Origin of the sequence: Halorhabdus sp. CUG00001, assembly GCF_009797925.1 — an archaeon.
GTDB lineage: Archaea > Halobacteriota > Halobacteria > Halobacteriales > Haloarculaceae > Halorhabdus.
The window spans coordinates 1,326,797-1,350,204 of record NZ_VOLB01000001.1 but is presented as its reverse complement, the minus strand read 5'-3'; the positions used below and the strand labels follow the sequence as shown (position 1 = coordinate 1,350,204).

The following is a 23,408-nucleotide window of genomic DNA, read 5'->3' as shown; positions in this document are numbered from 1 at the left end:
GCCCCACCGTCTTCACCGCTCGTGTTTCGAGGCTACACTTCCTTCGACCTCGCTAGGGGCTCAGCCGCTGTCGGTCTCTGGCCGCTACGAGATCGGGCGACTCTACGGGGAGAGTCGCTGACGATCTCGCGGGAACGCCGGAAGCCGGTCCTGCTCGCCTCGCTCCGCTCGACTGCGCGAAAGGTCGGCTTTGCCGACCTTTAGGAACGTGACCGGCTGCGCCGGCCACGCGGGCTGTGACTTCCGAGCCTCCGCCGACAGGAACGTTCTCGCCTACGGCGAGAGCCGTTGCCTGTCTCGCGGGAACAGCACCGCTTCGCGGATGTTCTCCAGCCCGAGCATCGTCATGACCAGGCGCTCGCCGCCAAGGCCCCAGCCAGCGTGTGGCGGCATGCCGTACTTGAACATCTTGGTGTAGTACTCGAAGGCTGACGGGTCCAGGCCCTGCTGTTCGAAGCCGTCGACGAGGTGGTCGTGGCGGTGTTCACGCTGCCCGCCCGAGACGAGTTCCATCGAGGGGTGCATCATGTCGAAGCCCGTCGAGAGTTCGGGATCGTCGTCGTGATCCTTGATGTAGAAGGGCTTGATCTCGCTGGGCCAGTCGGTGATGAAGTAGTGCTCGCCGACAGCCTGGCCGAGGGCGTGTTCGGCCTCCGTCGAGAGGTCGTCGCCCCACACCAGCACGTCATCGAGTTCGCCAGTGGCGTTGACGCGCTCGATGGCCTCCTCGTAGGTGAGCCGCGGGAAGTCGCCCCCGGGAACTTCGAAGTCCTCGGCCAGGCCGAGCGTTTCGAGTTCCTCGGCGCAGTTCTGTGCGACGCCTTCGTAGGCAGCTTTCACGACTGTCTCGCAAGCGTCCATCGCCTCGGTGTGGTCGTAGAAGGCCGACTCGAAGTCGATCGAGGTGGCTTCGTTGAGGTGCCGGGGCGTGTTGTGCTCTTCGGCACGGAAGATCGGGCCGATCTCGAAGACGCGTTCGAGGCCGGAGCCGACCATCAGCTGCTTGAACAGCTGGGGGCTCTGATTCATGAACGCCTCTTGGCCGAAGTACGTGATCGGGAACAATTCGGTTCCGCCCTCGGTCCCGGTCGCGACGATTTTCGGCGTGTTGATCTCCGTGGCGTCCAGGCTGCGGAACGCCTCCCGGACGGAGCGAAGGATCTCCGCGCGGATCTCGAAGATGGCCTTGACCTCGGACTTGCGGAGGTCGAGCGTCCGGTTGTCCAGGCGAGTCGGGAGTTCGGCGTCGACCTTGCCCGACGGGTCCAGTGGGAGTTCGGGATCGGCGGGCGCGATCACGTCGAACTCCTCGGGCGTGATCTCGACACCGGTCGGCGCGCGTTCCTCGTCTTCGACTGGTCCGACCACGCGGACGACACTCTCCCGATGGACGTCGAGTGCACTCTCGACGATTTCCTCGGGCAGTTCGTCTTTCTCGATTTTGATCTGGATCTTTCCGGTCTGGTCACGGAGGATCAGGAACGCGATCCCGCCGAGGTCTCGGATCTCGTGTACCCAGCCCGCGACGGTCGCGGCCTCTCCTGATTCGGCTACAGCAGCGTACGTCCGATCGTGCATGCCCCCGTATTTTGCCGCCGGGGATTAAACTCCACTTATCCTGACTCGCCCCGCAATGGTGTCGTGATATCGCCCACCTCCTCGATTTCGTTGCGATACCAGCGGCGCGAACCGGACCGACGAACAAATGTATTTAAGTCGCTCTCTCATGAAAGATCAGGTATATGGCACCCAAAATGGGTGAACCCCAGGCCGGGACGATCGAGCTCGTTCACTATCACGTTGGTGGCGACGGTGAGCGCGCACTCGAGGCGTTTCTGGAGGAATATCGGCGAACCCACACGACGGCCATCGACCCAATAAGTTACGACAATACGCGCCTTCAGGTCAAAAGTCGTATTCTGGACGGTGACCCACCGGATGTCTGGACCGGGTGGGCTGGGGCGAATCTCCGGGCTTACGACCAGGCGAACGTGCTCGCGGACGTGACAGACCTGTTCACGGAGACTGCGATGGAACGCAACTACCGGGACGTGGCTCGTGACGCCGCCCAGGTCGATGGTGTGTATCGAGCGGTTCCGTACTCGATGCATCGGATCAACGACCTCTACGTGAACGTCGCTGCGGCCAAAGCAGCGGGCATCGATCCGTCGACGCCCGATTCCCCCCGCGAGTTTGCCACACTCGTGGCTGAGGCTGATATCGACGGCGCGGCGTTTCTGCTGCCGATGAAAGAACCGTGGCTCGTCTTGCAGCTTTGGGAACTCGTCTTGCTGGGGCAGTACGATCACGAAACCTTCGAGGCGGTGACCGGTGGCCGTGCTCGTCCAAACCGGGACGCTATCGTGGATTCGCTCGACATCGTGGCCACGTTCGCCGCCGCGGCACCCGACGATGCCGTCTACACGTCACTGGTCGAAGCCAACGAGCGGTTTATCGCCGGTGATGCCCCCTTCTACCAGCAGGGTGACTGGGCTGGTGGCGTCTTCGTCGGGACCACGGAGTTCACCTACGAGGACGACTGGCAACGCGTCGCGTTCCCCGGGACCGAAGACATGTACGTCGTCAGCATCGACGCGATGACGCCCTCGAAAGCCGCAGACATGGCCCTCATCCGTCCGTTTCTGGAGTATACCGGTTCGCCCGACGGCCAAGTCGCGTTCACCCGGGCCAAGGGATCGCTCCCAGCCCGGAGTGATGCCCCGACGGACGCCCTTTCGGCGTTCGGACAGGATCAGGCCAGCGCCCTCGAGCGTGCCCGCGACCAGCCCCAGTCGATAGCCCATGGCCTCAGCGCCACCACCCAGACGCGTATCGAACTGCTCGACGCCTTTGCGTCGTTCATGACCGACTGGGACAGCGACGCCGCTACAGACCAAATCATCGACGTCTTCGAACAGTAAGACGCCCTCGCGGGACGACGACCACAACGTTTCTTTTCGTCCACCCGAAACGAAGTCCAATGGCGACTCACGACCTCGATGACCTCGATCGGGCCATCATCTACGCGTTGCAACACGACGCCAGGAACATGTCGACGAGCACGATCGCCGAACGCATGGATGTCGCGCCGAGTACGGTCCGAACCCGAATCAAATGTCTCGAAGACGACGGGGTGTTGACGGGGTACCACGCAGAGATCAATTACGAACAAACCGGATTACAGTTACACACACTCATTCTCTGTACGGCCCCGGTTCCCCAACGGGAGCGGCTCGCGAACCAAGCCCAAGAAGTCGACGGTGTGGTCGCCGTCCGGGAAGTGATGACGGGCAACGAAAACGTTCACGTCGAGGCTGTCGGCCGGGACGGCGACGACCTGAGCCGTATCGGTCGGGAACTCGACGAGATTGGCTTCACGATCGAAGACGAGGATATCATTCGCAACGAGTACGAGACGCCCTACGAGGGGTTTGCCGTCGAAGACTAGTCCCGTCGGTGGACGCCTCTGTGGCCCGGCCTGCCGTTCATTTCCTCACGATCTGGCTGTTTTCGTCCCGTCGCAGTCGGGGTCTGTAGACGGATATCGAAACGTCGTCGTGGTGGCCGCTCTGCCTGAGCGTCGTCGCTGTCTCCCATCGAGTTACGCCCCTCCTCAGTCATATTTGCCGATTTATTTGACGAACCGTCGAAAAAGGCGACTAGTTTATCACGCTCCGTGAATAACGGCTAACCGAATGCAGCAACGTGGTTCGACGTGCACAGGAGACTGTGTACACAAGACGGTGATCGCCCTCCGAGACGACCCAGGAGCATGGCTGCCAGGATGAGTCAGCGTAGCATCGATCGTGAAGACGTTCTCGCCGTCGAATCGACCAGTGACGTCAGAGGCGACCAGAAACGATGGGCCGAGCGCGCCAGTGTCTCGGCGCAACTGACTGAGGTCGATGGCGAGAAGTTGCGGACCGAGGTCGCCTTCCTCGGGACTCGGCGTGCATCAATCAAACCACTCCCCGCCCGACAGCTCCCCACCGGCCACGGTGTCGACCGACTGATCGCTCGTGTCGGCGATTCGGCCCAGGAGACCGCGTTCGACGATACCCCGGCAGCGACGATTCCTCCGATCGACCCCTTCGCGTACACTGCTCAGCGTTCGCTTGAGACTGCTTAATTCACAATGCCGAAAGAACTGGAACGAGACCTCGGATTAGCATCAGTACTGGCAATCAGCATCGGCGCGATGGTCGGCAGTGGCATTTTCATCCTGCCGGCCCTCGCGTTGAAGATGGCCGGCCCAGCGGTGGTACTGGCGTACGTTTTGGCCGCACTGGTCGTCCTTCCGGCTGCACTCAGCAAAGCAGAGATGGCGACCGCGATGCCCGAAGCCGGGGGCACCTACCTCTACATCGAACGTGGGATGGGACCGCTCCTCGGGACGATCGCGGGGATCGGGACGTGGTTCGCCCTCTCGTTCAAAGGCGCGCTCGCGCTCGTCGGCGGTGTCCCGTACCTGTTGTTGTACTTCGAGTTGCCGATCAAGCCGGTCGCCCTCGCGTTGGCAGCCGTCCTCATCCTCGTGAACCTCTTTGGGGCAAAACAGACGGGACGTCTCCAGGTCATTATCGTCGGGGTGATGCTCGCGGCGATGGCCTGGTTCGTCGGCGGGAGTCTCGGGTCGGTCCAGACTGCTTCCTTCGACGGGTTCCTGGGGTCGGGAGCCGGTGGTATCCTGGAGGCGACCGGGTTCGTCTTCGTCTCCTATGCGGGGGTGACGAAGATCGCGAGCGTCGCCGAGGAGATCGAGGACCCCGATCGGATCATTCCCCGCGGGATGATCTGGTCGCTTGGCTTCACCACACTCCTATACGTCCTGGTCGTGGCAGTGATCGTCGGCGTCGATCCGTCAGGGATCGTCGGTTCGAAGACGCCGGTGGCCGACGTGGCTCAGGCGACGATGTCCACGCCCGGCGTCATCGCGGTGGTCATCGCGGCGATCTTCGCGCTGATTAGTACGGCCAACGCCGGATTGCTCTCCTCGTCGCGCTACCCCTTCGCGATGAGCCGCGACGACCTCGCGCCGCCGACCTTCGCCAACGTCAGCGACCGGTTCGGGACGCCCGTCACGGCGATCGCCCTGACGGGTCTCGTCATGCTGGGGCTGATCGCGTTCGTCCCGATTATGGATATCGCCAAACTCGCGAGCGCGTTCCAGATTCTCGTGTTCGTGTTGATCAACGTGGCTCTGGTCGCATTCAGAGAGAGTGACATCGACTACGATCCCAGCTACGAGTCACCGCTGTACCCCTGGTTGCAGGGATTCGGCGTCCTGGGTGGGCTCGTCTTGCTCACCCAGATGGGACTGATCCCGTTTGTCGGTGCGATCGCTATCATCGTCGGTAGCGTCGGCTGGTACTTCGCGTACGCTCACCGCAACGTGGCCCGGGAAGGCGCACTCACTGATGCGATCCGACGCGGCATCGACAGGCGAGCCGTCGAGGAGACTCGCTCTGTCTGTCACGACGCCGATAAATCTGACGTCCTCGTGGCGCTCACCGAGGGCACCACGGCGGCCGCCGAGGAGCGACTGTTGGACGTGGCGGTCCCGGTCGCTCGCGCCCGAGACGGGACGGTCACGGTCGTCCAGTTCGATCAGGTGCCCGACCAGACGCCGCTGTCGTACGCCGAGTCGACGCTCTCGGAAGCCGATCAGGTGTTCGAAGAACGGACAGCCACCCTCGCAGAGAACGCCGGTGTCCCCGTCGAGTACGGTGAGATCGTCAGCCACGACGTCGACCGGGCGGTGGCGAACGTCGCTGATCTCCACGGCTACGATCTTCTCGTCGTCGACGAATCCGGCCCGACGTTCACCGAGGGTCTTTCGGACGTCCTCTTCGGCCCAAACCGCTCGTTCGACGTATTGGGCGTCGACGCCGAGAGCCTCGATGGCATCGAGCGCATCGCCCTAGTCGACGACGGCGGTCCCTTCGACCCCGAGAAAGTTCGGATCGCGAACCTGCTCGCGACGGCCCGTGAGGCGACGATCGAACTCGTCCACGGGATCGCGCCGGATGCGACCCAGGAACGGCGTGCTTCGGTCGACCAGTACCACGCCGAGATGGCGGATCTCTGTTCGGTCCCGACCGAATCGGCGATCGTCGAGAGCGACGACGACGCGGCCGCCCTCGTTCGGGCGACCGACGACGCCGATATCGTCGTCGTTGCCGATACGGGCGGTGCGATCCTCCGTACTGGTCCCGGGATCGACGTCGCGAAACGTGGAAACGCGCTCGTGTTACACCCCGGAGGCGACGGACAGCCCGGACTGATCGGGCGACTCATCCAGCGTATCGTGTACTGACGATCGTGGGTGCCAGAACGGAACTCAGGCGGACAACTCGGTCTGCCACTCCCGGATTCGATCCGCACTGACCCCCTGGACGTCACCGGCGATCGTGTCGGGATCGACAGCTTCGAGATCTTCGGGCGCTTCGACGCCAACGTCTTCGAGTTTTTCGGCAGTCGCCGGGCCGATGCCGTCGATGTCCTCCAGTTCTTCGACGGCATTGCGGGCCTGGAACTCTTCGTAGTTGCAGATCGGACACCCCAGTTCCCAGGGCTCGTCGTCCCCGTCGTCGTGGACTTCGATGTGTGGTAACTCGTGGTCCTCGCAGGTCGCCTCGGTCACGACGATCTCCCCCCGGCGGGGCAGCGGCAGCGAGTACTCACAGTCGGGATAGCGCGTACACCCGACCAGGCGCGAGCCCGATCGAAGGTGTTTGATGGCCAACTCGCCGCCCTCATCTGTCTCGGCGGCTTCGCCGCCTCCGTTCCGGTGCTCCGCTGGAGCACCGCTAGCCCCGCACTCGGGACACGTCCCAATCACCTCGTCCTCGCTCTCGTCGGCTGCCTCGGCCTTGCAACGCGGACAGCCGTGGACGAACGTGTCCCGACCAGCGAGCATCTTGACGTGCTGGAGGTCGTGATCCTCGCAGGTCTCGTCTATCACCTGTGGCTCGCCCGAACTCGGCAACGGGAGGGTGAATCGACATTCGGGGAACCCATCGCAACCGACGAAGTGCGAGCCGTGGCGACTCTCCCGGACGAGCAGGTCCTCGCCACAGTCCGGACAAGGGCCCAGGGTCCGATCGGCCTTCAGTGACTCTTGTAGGAAGTCGCCGATCTCTTCGCGCGAGGCGCGAAGTTCCTCGAAGATCTCCCGGAGCATCTCCCGGGACTCGGCGGTCACGTCTTCCAGGGCCACGTCACCGTCGGCAATCGCTGTCATGTCAGCCTCCAGTTGGGCCGTCATCTCGTCGCTGACGACGTGATCGGCGTACTCTTCGGCGGCCGTGACGACCGCCTCTGCGAGTTTCGTCGGCCGGGGTGGGTCGTCCTCGACGTAGCCGCGGTCGTAGAGTTTCTCGATGATGTTGTGGCGCGTGGCTTTCGTCCCCAGGCCGAGATCGGCCATCCGCTCGATCAGCCGTGATTGGCCGTATCGCCGGGGTGGCTGGGTTTGCTTGGCTTCCAGTTCGACGTCGCTGATCGCGAGTTCGTCGCCCTCCTCGACGGCGGGGACGAACGTCTCGCCGGCCGAGGAGTACGGGTAGACGGCGTGGTATCCCTCCTCGATCAGCCGCTTGCCGTTTGCCTTCAGCGATCGCCCCTCGCACTGGGCGACGACGCGGAGGTGTGCCCAGGTGGCCGGTTGTGCGACAGTTGCGAAGAACCGCCGGACGACGAGTTCGTAGACTTCCCAGGCATCCGCACCGATTTCGTCGCGGTCGGGGATCTCGCCGGTCGGATGGATCGGCGGGTGGTCGGTCGACTCGTTGTCGCCGCGGGTCGGTTCGATGTCCTCGTTTTCGAGCAAGCTCTGGGCGTCGTCGCCGAACTCGTAGTTGCCTTCGAAGGCTTCGAGTAGCTCCTCGGGATCGAGATCGTCCGGATAGACCGTGTTGTCCGTCCGGGGGTAGGTCATGTACCCGTCGGTGTACAGTTCTTCGGCGATCGACATGGCGCGTTGAGCAGAGTAGCCCAGCGAGCCGGCCGCCGAAATGAACGCGGTCGTATCGAAGGGGGCCGGCGGGTCGTCGGTCCGCGTCCGTCGGCGGACTTCCGTGACAGTCACCCGATCTGTGTCCGCGAGATCCGCGTGTGCCGCTTTGGCGGCCGATTCGTCCCAGATGCGTTCGGCCTCGCTGCCGTTGTCGTCGTAGAAGTACTGGGCCTCGAAGGCGTCGCCGTCTTTCGCGAGGTCTGCGACGATCTCCCAGTAGTCGTCCGGCTCGAACGCTTGTATTTCGCGCTCGCGGTCGACGAGGATCTTCAGCGTCGGGCTCTGGACTCGGCCGACGGAGATGAAGTCGTTCCCCAGTTGCTTCGCTGAAAGGGAGAGAAACCGCGTCAGTGCTGCTCCCCAGATCAGATCGACGATTTGGCGGGCTTCCCCTGCCGCGGCGAGGTCGAAGTCGATCTCGTCCGGGTTCTCGAAGGCCTCACGGACTTCCCGCTCGGTGATCGAGGAGAAGCGGACGCGTTCGACGGGTGCTTCAGTCTCTTCGCGGATCAGCTCGTAGGCTTCTTTGCCGATGAGTTCGCCCTCGCGGTCGTAGTCTGTCGCGATGACGACCCCCTCGGCCGTCCGCGCGAGACTCCGTAGCGTCGCGACGATGTTCTCGCGGGTTGGCGTCGTGACGACGTCGGCGTCGATCAACTCGACCGGTTCGACGTCCCGCCAGTCCTCGTATTCGGGCGGGAAATCGACGCCGACGACGTGTCCCGAGAGGCCGACGACACGCTGGCCGCCCCATCGGTAGACGTTGACGCCGTTTTGCCGCTCGGCGTTCGCTGATTCGCCACTGAGGATCTCGGCGATCCGCCGAGCGGCATTGTCCTTCTCGGTGACGATCAGGCGCACCGCCGATCACCACCGGCAGGCTGGTCACTCATTATGCCTCGCTACGCGGAGAACGTCCCATATGTCTTTCGGCGATAAAATCGCCCGACTGCGGCGGGACAAGACGCGCACGCGTTACTCGCGCGCATGCGCTGTCGACGTGTTGACCGATGTGAACTCGTCACAATAATCGGTGTCGATCGACTCCATCGAGATAGCCGTCTCGCGCACAGGAACCTCACCTGCTGGTGTGTTCGCTCTCGACCGGGGGCTGTGTGCACTCGATTTCGAACCTCGCGCCGCCGCTTTCGCTCTCCGCGAGTGAAATCTGCCAGCCGTGGGCCTGGACGATGTCCGAGACGATAGCGAGACCAAAGCCCGTCCCGTCTTGACTCGTCGTGTATCCTTGCTCGAATACACTTTCACGCTCCTCGCTCGGAACGCCGCTGCCAGTGTCTTCGACGTAGAACCCACGTTCCTCGGAGAGGGGACCAACTCTGACGGTCAGACTAGCCGACTCATTATGCTCGATACTGTTTCGAAAGAGGTTCTCGAAGACGTTGCGCAGACGATTCTTGTCTCCGTTCAGTTGCAGGGACTGTTCGATCACGAGCGCTCCGTTAGCGGTTTCGACACTGCTCCAGGCGTCACGGGCGAGCGTTTCGAGATCCACGGGCGTCCTCTCAGTTACCGTCTCTCCGGATCGGGCCAGCGTGAGTGAATCCTCGATGATCTGTTCCATGCGGTCGAGTTGGCGCTGGATCGTCTCAATAGAGTCCGAATGACCCTCGCCAACGTCTGCCGTGAGCATTTCGAGGCGCCCAGTGGCGACGTTCAGCGGATTCCGGAGATCGTGAGAGACGATGCTGGCGAATTGATCGAGACGTTCGTTCTGCCGTTCGAGTTTTCGCTTTTGCTGTTGAGTCTTCGTTATATCCCGCACATTTAGCACGACCCCTTCGACAAACGGGTCCTCGAGTAAGTTTCTCGCTCGTGCTTCGATAACTCTCCACTCCTCGGCCGAGTTGCGGACCCTCACTCTGTACGTACTGGTGTATCCGTCCTCGTCGATGTATTCGGCCAGATCCGAGCGGATCGTCTCTCTATCAGCAGGATGGACGCGTTTGGCGACGTTTTCACCGATCAAATCGTCCGTTTCGTACCCGAGTATCTCCTCGACCGATTGACTGACGTGTGTTATTGTTCCGTCTCCGTCGATAATCGCAACCATATCCGAGGACTGCTCGATGAGTCGCTTGAATCGCTCCTCGACAGCGTGGCGCTCTGTCACGTCACGGTAGATGAATATCGACCCTCTCGGTGTGCCGGTCCTGTCGGTCAGTGTCGTCCGGCTACTATCGAAAAACCGGACGGTATCGTCGGTCTCGACGGTCACGTCAGTACTGGAATTCTCATCGCTGTCACGCAAGCAGTCGAACGAGGGAATGACCTCAGCAGCGGGCTGTCCGAGAAAGTCCTGCTTTTGGGTGCCCAAGAGTTCTATCCCTGCTTTGTTTATATCGATGACACGATCGTCGATGTCGACGACGAAAACCGGATCGCTCATCTCGTCGACGAGCGTGTGTCTCGCGACGGGAACCAAATCAAGGAAGTCAAACCGAAACAGTGCGATTGCGACGACGATACCGGTAATCGTACTCGCGAACGCTGTTGGATCCCAGGCTGCCGATGGGTTCCCGTACAGCAACAGTATCATCGAACCCACGAACGGCACCGCGCCGCCAGACAGTATCAGCAGGACTTGCGTGCGATACCGACCGCCTCGGTTGAGTCCGACTTCCGCTATCAGCCCATACGTCACAACGATCAACACGTATGTATATGCGATATTCACCCAGACGAGTGGGCTGTCGACGCGGTTGACCGATGCAAATGGTGCTGTTGTGGCGAATCCCTTTACGGTCCACAGGAGGTCGTGCATCGGTGCGGTCACGACGAGGACGAAGGCGATGGCTGGCCACGCCAGCAACAGTATCCACCGCCGCGTGGTGAGCAGCGAATCTCTCCCGGTGTAGGTTACGCCGAACCAAAGTTGCGTGGGTCCGAGTCCAAGGATGCCGGCATATTTGACGACGGTCCCAGCTCGATACAGTGTAAGGGTCTCACTCGCTGCTCGGACGCCGGCTCCTAGCGTGTACAGTGATATAGCGACCATCACGGCAGCAAACGGGATCGCGCCCCGGACTCCCTGCCGGCGCGCAGCGATAATCGCAATGCCTATATTGATACCGGAGACGACGAGTAAAATCCACGTTGGTAGCCCAGCTGTGAATTCCACACTTCTAAATATCAGAAGCGATTCCCTTATCAGTTCTATCACTTTTATGACAACTCTGCATCGGCCGGATCTGCCGATCAGCAGTAGCTTGCACCGGGTTGTAGACCCATCTAGTTTGGAAACCATCGATATATGACAGCAGACGACACCCCGAGCAGAGACGACCCACTCCTGGAGTGACACGACGACAGCCTCGACTCGATCACTGACTGGATCGTCAAACGCGACGAAACCCCTCGCTCACGGGCGGTGTGCCGGGAAGCCGCGATAGTTTGCTCGGACGGCCACGAAGTCCGTGTCGACGAGTCGTCGGGGCTTTGCGGTCAGGCAGGGGGCTACTCTTGGGCCTGCCTCAAGAGTCGAACAGCCGGTCGAGTCCCAAGACCAGTGCAGTTCCGAGCATCGTAAACGCACCGACTGCTGCGGTCATCCACAGCCAGTGGGTCCAGCCCAGCGGCTCGACGCTGAAGAACGTGTTCACGGGCGTGTACAGCACACCCAGGTGGAGGACGATCGAACTCGCAAGTGCCCCGACGAGCCATTTGTTCGAGAACAACGACAGGCCGTAGGGCCACCGCAGGATTTGGGCCTGGATAATCTCCCCGATGACGATGAAGGTGAACAGCAGCGTCTGTGCGACGACGAGATCGTCACTCACGGAGAGGCCGTGGAAGAACAGCGGCAGGCCAATCGCCGCGTAGATCAGACCGAAAGCCACGATCAAAACCAGGCTGTGGCGATTGATCACCGGTTCGTCCGCGCCACGTGGCGGTCGCTCCATGATCCCGTCGGTCTTGGGGTCGACGCCGAGTGCCAGCGCCGGAAGGCCGTCGGTCACGAGGTTGATCCACAGCAGCATGACGGGCGTCAGGATCAGTGCCTGGGACTCGCTGGCAAACTGGGACGGAAACAGTGCACTACCGATCAGGACGCCGAAGAACACCGCGAGTACCTCGCCGGCGTTGGCCGACAGCAGGAAGTTGACGAACTTTCGGATGTTGTCGAAGACGCCCCGACCCTCGGCAACCGCGTCTCTGATCGACGCGAAGTTATCGTCGAGTAACACCATGTCGCTGGATTGCTGGGCGACGTCGGTCCCGCGTTCGCCCATCGAGACGCCGACGTCGGCGCGTTTGAGGGCGGGGGCGTCGTTGACGCCGTCGCCGGTCATCGCGACGTTGTGGTCGTTTTCGAGTACGGCTTCGAGGACCCGAACTTTCTGGTCGGGGGCCATCCGCGCGAAGATTTCGACGTCCTCGACGGCCTCGGAAAGTTCCTCGTCCGAGAGGGCCTCGACCTCCGTGCCGGTCATCGCGCCCGCCGGATCGAACCCGACTTCCTCGCCGATCGCGATGGCCGTCTCGCGATTGTCCCCAGTGACCATGATCACGTCGATCCCGGCGCTCCGGCAGTCCGCGACGGCGTCGGGGACCTCCGCGCGGGCGGGGTCGATCATCCCCTGCAGGCCCAAAAAGACCATGCCGGACTCGATCTCGTCGGCTTCGGCTTCAGGGTCGGCCCTGGACTTCTCGGCGAACCCGAGGACGCGCAGAGCGTCGGTCGCGAAAGACTGGTTGCGATCGAGGATTTCCTGGCGACGCTCGTCGGTGAGTTCCACGACCTCGCCGCCCTCGCGGATCCGGTCACAGCGTTCGAGGACGATCTCTGGTGCCCCTTTCATGTAGGCGGTCTCGTCGTCAGTCACGACGGTCATCCGCTTGCGTGCCGAGGAGAAGGGGACCTCACGGACACGCTCGCCAGTGGATTCGATGCCGGCTTTCTCCGCCGAGACCTTGAGTGCGACCTCAGTTGGGTCGCCGAAGAAGGCCTCGTCTTCCTCGGCCGGCGCGCGTTCGGCGTTGTTACACACCGTCCCGCAGCGCAGGATCGCTTCGAGGGGTTCGGTATCGACTGCTTGGTCGTCGCGCTCGAATTCGCCGGTCGGGGTCGTCCCCGTCCCGGTCACGTCGTACTCTCGCCCGTCCGTGTAGAGTCGCCGGACGGTCATCTCGTCTTCGGTCAGTGTTCCGGTCTTGTCCGTCAGGATGACGTCGACTGACCCGAGACTCTCGACGACTGGCAGTCGCCGCACGAGGGCGTTGTCGTCGAGTAGCCGCCGCGAACCCAGCGCCAGGGTTAGCGTCACGACCGCAGGGAGTCCTTCCGGCACGGCGGCGACAGCGAGTGTGATCGCCACCAGCAGCGTCGAGATCGGGCCGGCGCCCGTAAACAGCAACTGGATGATCCCGACCAAGACGATGATCGCCATGATCCCGAGGGCGATCGTCCGACCGAGCCGGTCGACCTCCTTTTGGAAGGGCGTCTGCGTGTCTTCGGTCTCGCTGAGTTGCTCGGCGATGGCCCCGACCTCGGTATCCATTCCGGTCTCGGTCACGACGGCCCGACCTCGGCCCCGGACGGCCGAGGTGTTCATGTACACCATGCCGGTCCGTTCGGCGATCGGCGCGTCTTCGTCGGTCGGACCGATGTCCTTCGTGACCTGGGCGCTCTCACCGGTCAGGGCCGACTCGTCGGTTTCGAGGCTCGCGGTCTCGATGAGGCGGGCGTCGGCGGGGATCGCGTCGCCGCCTTCGACGACGATGACGTCGCCTGGGACGACTTCCGAAGAGTCGACGACGTGACGTTCGCCCTCCCTGATGACCGTCGCGTCTGGCGTCGAGAGGTCTTTCAGCGCCTCGATGGACTTCTCTGCCTGGTAGTCTTGGACGAACCCGAATATCCCGTTGGCCAATAGGATGAGGCCGATCAGTGCCGCGTCGATGTATTCGGGTTCGTGACCGGGGAGCAACCCGACGCCAAGCGAGATCAGCATGGCGAAAATCAGCAGGTAGATCAGGACGTCCCGGAACTGATCGACGAAGATCGCCAACGGCGAGATCTCTTCGTCGTCACGGATCTCGTTGGGGCCGTATTCGTCGCGTCGACGACTGGCTTCGGCCTCGCTGAGCCCGTCCGGACCCGAATTCACAGCATCGAGGACATCCGCGCCGGGCTGGCTGTGCCAGGCTGTCTCCGTGTGTGCGTCGCTCATCGTCCTTTCAGATCTGCCTGTGGCGGTTCACGGCCGGTGCTGGCTGGTGGGTGCTCGTTGTAGCGCGACGTATCGGGGAGACAACTCGAAACGTGGATCGGTGGCTTCCTGGCTCGGTCATCGACAATCGTTCCCCAAGACGACGGTCGGAGTAATAAATCACCTATTTCGACAGTACTGTCCGTTTTCCGGCCATTTGGGCGTTCTCGGCACGGATGTCCCGAACAGTCGGCTTATCGAGGAATCTCCCGTCTCGGGCCGCGACATGGGCGATACTGACCGACACAGCGATATCCTCGTGACACTCCGCTCTGATGGTGAGTCATTCCCGATCCGAGGTATCGACGACGGTCGCGCCCCCGGCGACCCGCTTGACGCTGTCGATCCCGCGCTTTGCCCCTTGTTTCGAGACGTATCCCTCGGCGCTGTCGGCGATGATCTCCCCGTTTGCCGCAACGAGCCGCCAGCGCCATTCGTCGGCTCGATCGAGAAACAGTTCAAACCGTGGTTCGGCTGGCACGGTTACTCCGCTAGCTCTTCTCGCAACAACGCGTTCACGTCACCGGGGTCCGCACTGCCGCCGGTCTTTTGCATTACCTGGCCGACCAGGAAGTTGATCGCGCCGCCATCGCCGTCGTGGTAGTCCGCGACGGCATCGGGGTTCTCCTCGATGGCCTCCTCGACTGCACCTCGGAGTTCGTCGCCGCCGGTCTTGCCCAGGCCCTCCCGGTCGACGATCGTGTCGGGGTCCTCGCCGTCGTCGAGCATTCCCCGGAGAACGGTCTCGCGAGCGTTCTTGGCGGTGATCTCCTCGCGAGCGACGAGTTCGACCAGGCGCTCGATCTCGTCGAGTCGCTCGGTCACGTCGGTGATCGCCATGTCGCGGTAGTTGAGTTCGCCCAGCAGTTCGTCGGCGACCCAGGTCGCCACGAGGTCGGGATCGAACTCCGCAGCCAGGTCCTCATAGAAGTCTGCGACCTGCTTGGTCGTGGTGAGCTTCGAGGCGGCCTCCTCGTTGAGCCCGTACTCCTCGCCGAAGCGTTCGCGCCGAGCGTCCGGAAGCTCCGGGATCGATAGCTCTTCTTTCCAGTGGCTGACCTCCAGGGGCGGCAGGTCGGCCTCCCGGAAGTAGCGGTAGTCCTTTTCTTCTTCCTTCGAGCGCATCGAGACGGTGATCCCGCGGGACTCGTCCCAATGGCGGGTCTCCTGCTCGACCTCGCGGCCGCGCTGGACGGCGTTTTTCTGCCGTTGGGCCTCGTAGGCCAGTGCCTTCTCTGCGCCCTTGTGACTGGAGATGTTCTTGACCTCCGTCCGGTTGGCCTCGGCCAGCACGTCGTCGTCGATCTCCCCAGCCTCGTCGACTTCTTCGGCCTCGACCAGCGAGAGGTTGGCGTCGATTCGAAGCGAGCCGTCCCGCGTCGCGTCGAAGATACCCAAGTATTCGAGGACCTCCTCCAGCTTCGCGAGGAAAGCTCTGACTTCCGTCGCGTCACGGAAGTCGGGCTCGGTGACGACCTCCATCAGGGGGACGCCGGCGCGGTTGTAGTTGACGAGCGTGTACTCAGCGGTGTCGATGTTCCCGCCCTGGTGTTGGAGGCTCCCCGGATCTTCCTCCAGGTGAGCGCGTTCGATCCCGACCGTGCGGCGCTCGCCCTCGACAGTGAATTCGAGTTCGCCGTCCTGGCAAATCGGCGCGTCGTACTGGCTGATCTGGAAGTTCTTCGGCAGGTCGGGGTAGTAGTAGTTCTTCCGGTGAAAGCGGGTTTGCTCTGGAATCGACGCATCGATGGCCTTGCCGACTCGCACGGCCGCCTCGACGGCCGCTTCGTTGAGGACGGGCAACGCGCCGGGGAGGCCAAGACAGACCGGGCAGGTATGGGTGTTGGGCTCGGCCTCGGCGAGGTCGGTCGAACAGCCACAGAAGATCTTCGTGTCGGTTTCGAGCTGGACGTGAACTTCCAGCCCGATCACGACCGCGTGTTCGTGTTCTTGGGTAGCTTGGGGAGTCATTGCCCGCGATTGTCAGCGCCGCGGCTAAAGGCTAACGACCCGGGCGGCCGCGACGGGCGCCGAGACACTGTCTCTCCTGACGACGACAGCGACCGGCTTCTTCGAAAATCAGGGATACGAACCAGTTTCTCGGGAAGCAGTTCCGGAGCCGATCCGACAAACGTCACCGTTCACCGAGCTGTGCCCAGACTCAGCGATGTGTTTGGGTCGATCTCTGGATTAGATAACGACCATTGTCACCGGGCGCGTGTTACTCCAAGAACGTGACGTCGGTGAATACGAACCGAGTTCCGCCGTCGCGTCCGTCTGTGATTTCACTATCCCACCCGTGGGCGGAGGCGATCTGCTGGACGATCGACAGCCCCATGCCAGTGCCGTCGTCCGCCGTCGAGTATCCCAGTTCGAACACCTCTTCCCGTCGGTCGCTTGGAATGCCGGGGCCGTCGTCTTCGACGTAAAACCCGTCCCGATCAGCGACGCCAACACGGACCGTCACGTCTTCTGCACCGTGCGTGACAGCGTTGTTGAAGAGGTTTTCGAGCAGTTCCTGTAATCGGCCCGGGTCCGCTTCGATCATTCCACTATCGGCAATGTCGATCCGGGCGGACTCGGTCCTGACGCTCGCCCAGGCTTCTTCAGCGATATGAGCGAGATCGACCGCGTCGGGCTGATGGGCGGCCTTTCCCTGTCGAGCGAGCGTGAGAACGTCGTCTATCAGCCGATCCATCCGGGTCAGTGCACGATCCATCCGATCGACTGCGTCGGTCTCGTCACACTCATCGGCAATCAGTTGCGCCGACCCCCGTGCCACTTCCAGTGGGTTTCTGAGGTCGTGGCTGACCACGCTGGCAAACTTCTCTAGCCGTTCGTTCTGGCGTTGGAGCTCTCGCTCGCGTTCCTTTCGTTCGGTGATGTCCCGAGAGATGAGCTGAAAGGTGTCGTGATCGCTATCGAAATCGACCGGGACGAAGATGTTGTGGAAGTGCTTGCCCTCGTAGACGTCCTCGCTTCGCTTCGGTTTGCCATCTGCGATCACGGCTCGTCCCGTCTCGAGACGCTCGTTGCCGACATCGCCGAAGACTTGCGGGAGGGTACTGCCGATGACGGTCTCGCGTTCCGAGCCGACAGTAGCCGCAAGTGACGGGTTCGCCGTGAGTACCGTCCCATCGCTGGCTACGTGGGCGACGCCATCCGGTGAGGACGTGACCAGGAGCTCGTACTTTTGCTGGGCACGGTTCTCGCTGACGACGCTCCGGATGCGATTTGCAAGTCGGCCATACTCCTTGTTTTCGACGACCTTGAGCTTCAGGAAGTAGTCATCGACGCCCGAGGCGATCGCTTCGCTCGCGACCTCCTCGTCACCGCGACCAGTGAGCAAGAGGAACGGAATCTCCTCGTCGACCGTCTCTCTGACGGTTTCGAGGAATTTGAGGCCGTTCTGCTCGGGCATCTCGTAATCGCTGACGATACAATCTACCCGCTCGTCCGCGAGGAATTCGATCCCTTCGTGGGCACTCTTTCGGGCGAACGTTTCGAACCCATGTTCTGTCTCCAGGGTCTTGGCAGTCATCTCGGCGAAGAACTCGCTGTCGTCGACGACGAGAACGCGGATCGGCCCACGCTCTATCATGGTGGACGCCTATTTCCCAGACACATACCTATACGTATTTTCTCTGGCCGGCACAAAAATGATTTCCCGTTCGTTCGAACGGTCCCTCAAAATGGCACACGGCACCTCACTGCTGAGACGTATCAGAAAGGATGTGAATGTCTGACGTAAGTTTAAGCGGACAGAGGCAGGTGATGGACGTATGAGCGACAATCGCGTCGAGGAACTGGAAGCGAAAGTCAAGGATCTCGAAGCCACCGTCGAGGGACTCACAGACGAACTCGTCGAGTCCAAAGTTCGCTTGCGGGAACTCGAAAACGTCGTCGACGACAACACTGGCTTCAAAGAGCCAGCCGAGATCGAACACGAGTCAGTCCCCGAGTCGGATGCGGCCGAAGCCGATAAGGGCCAGGGGGACGACATCCCTGACGACGCCGAGACAGAATCGGATATCATCATCGCCTGAGGTCCGACAGGGTGCCCGGATCTCAGCCGGAAGGAGTCGTCTCACCATATGCACATCACAGAGGTCGTCCTGGACAATTTCAAGAGCTTCGGGCGCAAGACACGGATCCCCTTCTACGAGGACTTCACGACGATTAGTGGCCCGAACGGCTCGGGCAAGTCCAATATCGTCGACGCGATTCTCTTTGCACTCGGGTTGGCCCGCACGTCGGGGATCCGTGCCGAGAAACTGACTGATCTCATCTACAACCCCGGTCATCAGGATGGACAGCGACCGGACGGCGAGCGCGAAGCCAGCGTCACCGTCGTTTTAGACAACGCAGACGGAACCCTCTCCCGATCGCAGGTCGAAAACGCCGCCGGCAGCCAGAACGTCGGTGACATCGAGGACATCGAGATCAGGCGCCGCGTCAAAGAGACCGAAGACAACTACTACTCGTATTATTACATCAACGGTCGGTCTGTCAATCTCGGAGATATTCAGGACTTACTCGCCCAGGCCGGGGTGGCTCCGGAAGGGTACAACGTCGTCATGCAGGGCGACGTCACCGAGATCATCAACATGACCGCGGGTGCTCGCCGGGAGATCATCGACGAGATCGCCGGCGTCGCGGAGTTCGACAAGAAAAAAGAGCAGGCCTTTGCGGAACTGGAGACCGTCCAAGACCGTATCGACGAGGCCGAACTCCGTATCGAAGAAAAGGAGACACGCCTCGAACAACTCGAAGACGAGCGCGAGACGGCCCTAGAATACCAGGAACTCAAAGACGAGAAAGACGAATACGAGGCCTACAAGAAGGCCGCCGAACTGGAAGACAAACGCGACGATCTGGCCGAGATCGACGCCGAGATCGACGAGTTGGAGGCGACCCTCGAAAAGCGCCAGCGTGAACTCGACGAACGCCAGGGCAAGGTCCTCCGGCTCGAAGCGGAGCTAGAAGACCTGAACGCGGAGATCGAGCGGAAAGGCGAAGACGAGCAACTCCAACTCAAACGCGAGATCGAGGAGATCAAAGGCGAGATCGCCCGCCTCGAAGACGCCGTCGAGAGTGCGACCGAGAAACGCGAGGCCGCCGAGACCGACCGCCGTGAGGCTTTTGTCCAGATCGACCGCAAGCAGGAGACTATCGACGACCTGGAGACCGAGATCCGGGAGACCAAAGTCGAGAAATCCTCCGTGAAAGCCGAGATCGACGACCTGCAGGCGGACCTTGCGGCCGTCGAGGAAGAGATCGAGGAAGTCGGCGCTGAATACGAGGAAGTCCGCGCGGAACTCGACGCAAAGAAGGCCGATCTGGAGGAGGCAAAAGAGCGCCGGAACGACCGCCAGCGCGAGCAGGACCGCCTGCTCGATGAGGCCCGGCGACGCTCGAACCAGCAACGAGAGATCGAATCGACCATCGAGAGTCAGCGGGAGTCGATTCCCGAAATCGATGCCGAGATCGACGATCTCGAAGACGAACGCCGGAAGGCACGGAAGAACCGCGAGACGATCGACGAGGTAGTCGAAGACCTTCAAGACGAGAAACGCGATCTGCAAGCCGACATCGAGGAAATCGAAGACGACCTAGAGGCGGCCCGTCAGGAGTACGCCGAACTCGAAGCTCGCGCCGAGGAGTCCGGTGATGGCTCCTATGGCCGGGCGGTCACGACGATCCAGAAGGCCGACGTCGCGGGCGTTCACGGGCCGGTCGGCGACCTCGGTGGCGTCGATCCCGAGTACGCAGACGCCTGTGAGACAGCCGCAGGCGGGCGACTGGCAAACGTCGTCGTCGAGGACGACGGTGTCGGGCAGCGTTGCATCGAACACCTCAAGTCCCGCAACGCCGGGCGGGCAACCTTCCTGCCGATGACCGAGATGCACGATCGGTCGCTGCCCTCGCCGCCCGATTTGCCAGGCGTCGTCGATTTCGCGTACAACCTCGTCGACTTCGACGCGCAGTATTCGGGCGTGTTCAGCTACGTCCTCGGCGACACGCTCGTCGTCGAAGACATGGAGACAGCCCGCGACCTCATGGGCGAGTTCCGCCTGGTGACCCTGGACGGCGATCTCGTCGAGAAGAGCGGTGCGATGACTGGTGGCTCCTCGAGCGGGTCCCGGTACTCCTTTTCGGGTGGCGAAGGCCGCCTCAAGCGAGTTGCCGAGCGGATCACGGACCTAGAGGACGAACGTACGTCCGTTCGCGAGGAGTTGCGTGACGTCGAGGAGCGCTTGGAGGATGCCCGTGATCGTCGCTCGGAGGCGGCCGAGCAACTCCGGGAGATACAGGCCGAGATCGAGCGCCGCGAACGCGAACGCGAGGAGGCCGACGAGCGCATCGAAGCGCTGGAAAGCGAGCTGGAAGAAATCGAGAGAGAGCGCGAGGACGTCTCCGCACAGATGGACGAGATCGAGGCAGAGATCGAGGCTATCGAGGCCGAGATCGAAGACGCCGAGGCGACGATCGCCCAGCTTGAAAGCGAGATCGAAGACTCCGAGCTGCCGGCCCTGACCGACGAGGCAGAGACGATCCGGGCGGCGATCGACGAGCGCGAGGACGAACTCGAAGATCTAGACGCCCAGCTGAACGAACTCCAGCTCGAGAACCAATACGCCGAGGAGGCCATCGAGGACCTCCACGACGAGATCGAGTCGGCCCAGAATCGCAAGGCCGAGCAGGACGAGCGCATCGAGGAGCTGGAGGGCGAAATCGACGAACAAGAGGCGTTGCTGGCCGACAAAGAGGACGCAGTCGCCGAACTCGAAGCGGAACTCGCCGAGCTGAAGGGCGAACGCGAGGAGCTCCGTGAGGACGTGCGAGCGGCTCGCGAGGCCCGCGACGAGCACCGAGAGCGCGTCAACGCCGTCCAGAGCGAATTAGAGAGCGAGCGCGAGACCCAACAGCGCTTGCAGTGGGAGATCGAGGAACTGGCGTCGGCGGTCGGGGAGTACGATCCCGACGAGATTCCCGATCATCACACCGTCCAGACGCGGATCGGCCAGCTCGAATCCCGGATGGAAGCCTTAGAGCCGGTGAACATGCTCGCGATCGAGGAGTACGACGCGGTCAACGAGGACCTCGAAGACCTCCAGGCCAAACGCGAGACGCTGGTCGCGGAGGCCGATGGGATCCGCGAGCGGATCGAGACCTACGAGGCCCGCAAGAAGGAGACGTTCATGGACGCCTACGAGGCGATCGACGAGCACTTCCAGGACATCTTCGAACGACTCTCGAACGGCACGGGCCGGCTCCATCTCGAAAACGAGGACGATCCCTTCGACGGTGGGCTGACGATGAAGGCCCAGCCGGGCGATAAGCCGATCCAGCGACTCGCCGCGATGAGCGGCGGCGAGAAGTCACTGACGGCACTAGCCTTTATCTTCGCGATCCAGCGGCACAACCCGGCCCCGTTCTACGCCCTAGACGAGGTCGATGCCTTTCTGGATGCGGCCAACGCCGACCTCGTTGGCGAAATGGTCGACGACCTCGCGGGTGAGGCCCAGTTCGTCGTCGTCTCCCATCGCTCGGCCATGCTCGAACGCTCAGAGCGGGCCATCGGCGTGACGATGGGCGAAGATAACGTCAGTGCCGTCACCGGGATCGACCTGAGCGATACCGCTGGGGAGGTGTCTGCCGATGACTGACCGTGACGGGGCTGGCTGTGGACAGACAGCATACGGAGGGTCGAATCGATGACAGAGGACGTCCCACTCGACATCGCTGGCCACGAGGGACGCGAGCGACCGGACGGCGGCACGGAGGTCCTGACGGACGCGAGTCCGCCGACCGACGGGCCGTCGATCGACGACGAGGCAGACGTCGAACCGGTCGAAGTACTGGTGACGATGGCTGAGGAGGGCGAGATCGAGCCCTGGGACATCGACGTCGTGGTCGTGACGGACAAATTCCTGGACCGTCTCGACGAGGCAGATCTTCGCACCTCCGGGCGGGCGCTGTTTTACGCGAGTGTCCTCCTCCGGATGAAAAGCGACGCGTTGCTGGAGGACGACGACGAGCCAGAACCCGAACCGGAACCCGACCCCTTCGTCGGTGCGCCGGGCGAGACCGTGGATGGCGATCCGTTCGACGCGTTGGAAGACGAGATGGATCGGCGCCTCGATCGCAAGCGTGCTCGCGGGACGCCACAGACACTGGACGAACTCGTCAGGGAGTTACGCGAGGCCGAACGCGACACTTGGTGGAAAGATTCCAGAGAGTACGACACCAGTGACTCCCCGCGCGGGTTCCAGCGTGGCACCCAGCAACTGGACTATCGAGCCAGCGACGACTTCCGGGACGATTCAGAACCGACGGCGGCCGACGTAACCGGTACGGCCCACGGCGAGAACGTCGAGGAACTGGTCGAGTCGGTGGCCGAGAAACTGGAATCTCACTACGAAGCCGGCCGCGAGGAGGTCTTGTTCGCTGAAGTCGAGGCAGTCGGCGGCTCCCGCATCGAGACGTTCCTCGGTGTCCTCTTTTTGGCCGATACGGGCCGAGTCGAACTCCAGCAAGACACACTCTTTGGCGACCTCTGGCTCAGAAATCCCGACGTGACCCAGCAAAGCGACGTGGCCGCTGCCGACGACTGAGTTCGTGAGGAATCAGTACGGTTCTGGCCGTGCTACTCCCACACACGGCATGACCCCGGAACGTGTCAGCGAGCGCCTGGCCGAACTGGACGATCGATTCGACCGGAATCGCTACTACGCGGCACTCGAGTACGTTCACGACGACGGGCGGTGAGGGGGACGTAGACGACGGCTTCGCGGAGCGCGATCAGGACCGTCAGTATTGGGATCGATAGCAGCGTCGAGGTGAGGATAGCGCTGCTCGCGAATTCCGTGGGGGAAACCGGACCGTCGGCAGGGCCGCTGAACGCCCCCAGCAGAATGATCGGCGTCACGGCCGACGGGCCAGCGCATGCAAGCACGAACACGCGCGACTGTCTCGTTCTCGAATTCCAGCACGACGACGCCGGAGCTGAGCACGAGCGCGATGGCGATTCCGACCAGTCGGCCGTCAGCTGAGATGGCGGGCACGCCCCGGGTTGGTCACCTCGCCTCTCAATCGCCTCGGATTCCGAACGCAAACCACTGCCATCTCACCGACGGTTCGTCCATTACTGTCGACGA

Annotated in this window: 14 protein-coding genes; 7 read left to right on the top strand and 7 right to left on the bottom strand. The window is 62.3% G+C overall.

The window, feature by feature from the left end:
- Positions 1-273: 273 nt before the first annotated feature.
- Positions 274-1,578: an aspartate--tRNA(Asn) ligase gene (gene aspS / locus FR699_RS06700; protein ID WP_158854872.1), complete on the bottom strand. Its 1,305-nt coding sequence runs from the start codon at positions 1,576-1,578 to the stop codon at positions 274-276.
- Positions 1,579-1,742: 164 nt separating this feature from the next.
- Between aspS and FR699_RS06695 the strand changes: the two genes are divergently transcribed.
- From FR699_RS06695 to FR699_RS06680, 4 genes are all read left to right on the top strand, one after another.
- Positions 1,743-2,921: an ABC transporter substrate-binding protein gene (locus tag FR699_RS06695; protein ID WP_154551187.1), complete on the top strand. Its 1,179-nt coding sequence runs from the start codon at positions 1,743-1,745 to the stop codon at positions 2,919-2,921.
- A gap of 59 nt (positions 2,922-2,980) precedes the next feature.
- Positions 2,981-3,448: an Lrp/AsnC family transcriptional regulator gene (locus tag FR699_RS06690; protein ID WP_154551188.1), complete on the top strand. Its 468-nt coding sequence runs from the start codon at positions 2,981-2,983 to the stop codon at positions 3,446-3,448.
- A 324-nt stretch (positions 3,449-3,772) separates the two neighbouring features.
- Complete coding sequence (locus FR699_RS06685) at positions 3,773-4,129, top strand: hypothetical protein (protein ID WP_158854870.1); 357 nt, start codon at positions 3,773-3,775, stop codon at positions 4,127-4,129.
- A 6-nt stretch (positions 4,130-4,135) separates the two neighbouring features.
- A complete protein-coding gene (locus FR699_RS06680; protein WP_158854868.1) occupies positions 4,136-6,316 on the top strand; it encodes an amino acid permease in 2,181 nt (726 codons plus the stop codon).
- A 24-nt stretch (positions 6,317-6,340) separates the two neighbouring features.
- Here the strand turns inward: FR699_RS06680 and FR699_RS06675 are convergent, their stop codons facing one another.
- The 6 genes from FR699_RS06675 to FR699_RS06650 form a co-directional block, all read right to left on the bottom strand.
- Positions 6,341-8,878, bottom strand: a complete 2,538-nt coding sequence (locus FR699_RS06675) for a DNA topoisomerase I (protein ID WP_158854866.1) — start codon at positions 8,876-8,878, stop codon at positions 6,341-6,343.
- A gap of 217 nt (positions 8,879-9,095) precedes the next feature.
- Positions 9,096-11,156 (bottom strand): histidine kinase N-terminal 7TM domain-containing protein, encoded by a 2,061-nt coding sequence (locus tag FR699_RS06670; RefSeq protein ID WP_158854864.1) that lies wholly within the window; start codon positions 11,154-11,156, stop codon positions 9,096-9,098.
- Positions 11,157-11,508: 352 nt separating this feature from the next.
- A complete protein-coding gene (locus FR699_RS06665) occupies positions 11,509-14,208 on the bottom strand; it encodes a cation-transporting P-type ATPase (RefSeq protein ID WP_158854862.1) in 2,700 nt (899 codons plus the stop codon).
- Between the two features lie 322 nt (positions 14,209-14,530).
- On the bottom strand, positions 14,531-14,728 hold the full coding sequence (locus FR699_RS06660; RefSeq protein ID WP_154551192.1) for an HVO_2922 family protein: 198 nt from the start codon (positions 14,726-14,728) through the stop codon (positions 14,531-14,533).
- Between the two features lie 2 nt (positions 14,729-14,730).
- Positions 14,731-16,218 carry an Asp-tRNA(Asn)/Glu-tRNA(Gln) amidotransferase subunit GatB gene (gatB, locus tag FR699_RS06655; protein WP_158854860.1) on the bottom strand — a complete coding sequence of 496 codons (1,488 nt, stop codon included), beginning with the start codon at positions 16,216-16,218 and terminating at the stop codon, positions 14,731-14,733.
- 250 nt (positions 16,219-16,468) lie between these two features.
- Positions 16,469-17,848: an ATP-binding protein gene (locus FR699_RS06650; protein ID WP_158854858.1), complete on the bottom strand. Its 1,380-nt coding sequence runs from the start codon at positions 17,846-17,848 to the stop codon at positions 16,469-16,471.
- A gap of 181 nt (positions 17,849-18,029) precedes the next feature.
- Here FR699_RS06650 and FR699_RS06645 point away from each other — a divergent pair, with 181 nt between their 5' ends.
- Genes FR699_RS06645 through FR699_RS06635 form a run of 3 tightly spaced genes read left to right on the top strand, consistent with a single transcriptional unit; the run spans position 18,030 to position 22,865 of the window.
- Positions 18,030-18,293 carry a bZIP transcription factor gene (locus FR699_RS06645; RefSeq protein WP_154551195.1) on the top strand — a complete coding sequence of 88 codons (264 nt, stop codon included), beginning with the start codon at positions 18,030-18,032 and terminating at the stop codon, positions 18,291-18,293.
- A 48-nt stretch (positions 18,294-18,341) separates the two neighbouring features.
- On the top strand, positions 18,342-21,917 hold the full coding sequence (gene smc / locus FR699_RS06640; protein WP_158854848.1) for a chromosome segregation protein SMC: 3,576 nt from the start codon (positions 18,342-18,344) through the stop codon (positions 21,915-21,917).
- Positions 21,918-21,965: 48 nt separating this feature from the next.
- Complete coding sequence (locus FR699_RS06635; protein WP_158854846.1) at positions 21,966-22,865, top strand: ScpA family protein; 900 nt, start codon at positions 21,966-21,968, stop codon at positions 22,863-22,865.
- Positions 22,866-23,408 lie beyond the last annotated feature (543 nt).

Bases quoted from the DNA above. Each gene is read 5' to 3' on its own strand.
- FR699_RS06680 (WP_158854868.1), top strand. From the start codon at position 4,136: ATGCCGAAAGAACTGGAACGAGACCTCGGATTAGCATCAGTACTGGCA.
- FR699_RS06650 (WP_158854858.1), bottom strand. From the start codon at position 17,848: ATGATAGAGCGTGGGCCGATCCGCGTTCTCGTCGTCGACGACAGCGAG.
- aspS (WP_158854872.1), bottom strand. From the start codon at position 1,578: ATGCACGATCGGACGTACGCTGCTGTAGCCGAATCAGGAGAGGCCGCG.
- smc (WP_158854848.1), top strand. From the start codon at position 18,342: ATGCACATCACAGAGGTCGTCCTGGACAATTTCAAGAGCTTCGGGCGC.
- FR699_RS06685 (WP_158854870.1), top strand. From the start codon at position 3,773: ATGGCTGCCAGGATGAGTCAGCGTAGCATCGATCGTGAAGACGTTCTC.
- FR699_RS06635 (WP_158854846.1), top strand. From the start codon at position 21,966: ATGACAGAGGACGTCCCACTCGACATCGCTGGCCACGAGGGACGCGAG.
- gatB (WP_158854860.1), bottom strand. From the start codon at position 16,218: ATGACTCCCCAAGCTACCCAAGAACACGAACACGCGGTCGTGATCGGG.
- FR699_RS06695 (WP_154551187.1), top strand. From the start codon at position 1,743: ATGGCACCCAAAATGGGTGAACCCCAGGCCGGGACGATCGAGCTCGTT.
- FR699_RS06665 (WP_158854862.1), bottom strand. From the start codon at position 14,208: ATGAGCGACGCACACACGGAGACAGCCTGGCACAGCCAGCCCGGCGCG.
- FR699_RS06645 (WP_154551195.1), top strand. From the start codon at position 18,030: ATGAGCGACAATCGCGTCGAGGAACTGGAAGCGAAAGTCAAGGATCTC.
- FR699_RS06690 (WP_154551188.1), top strand. From the start codon at position 2,981: ATGGCGACTCACGACCTCGATGACCTCGATCGGGCCATCATCTACGCG.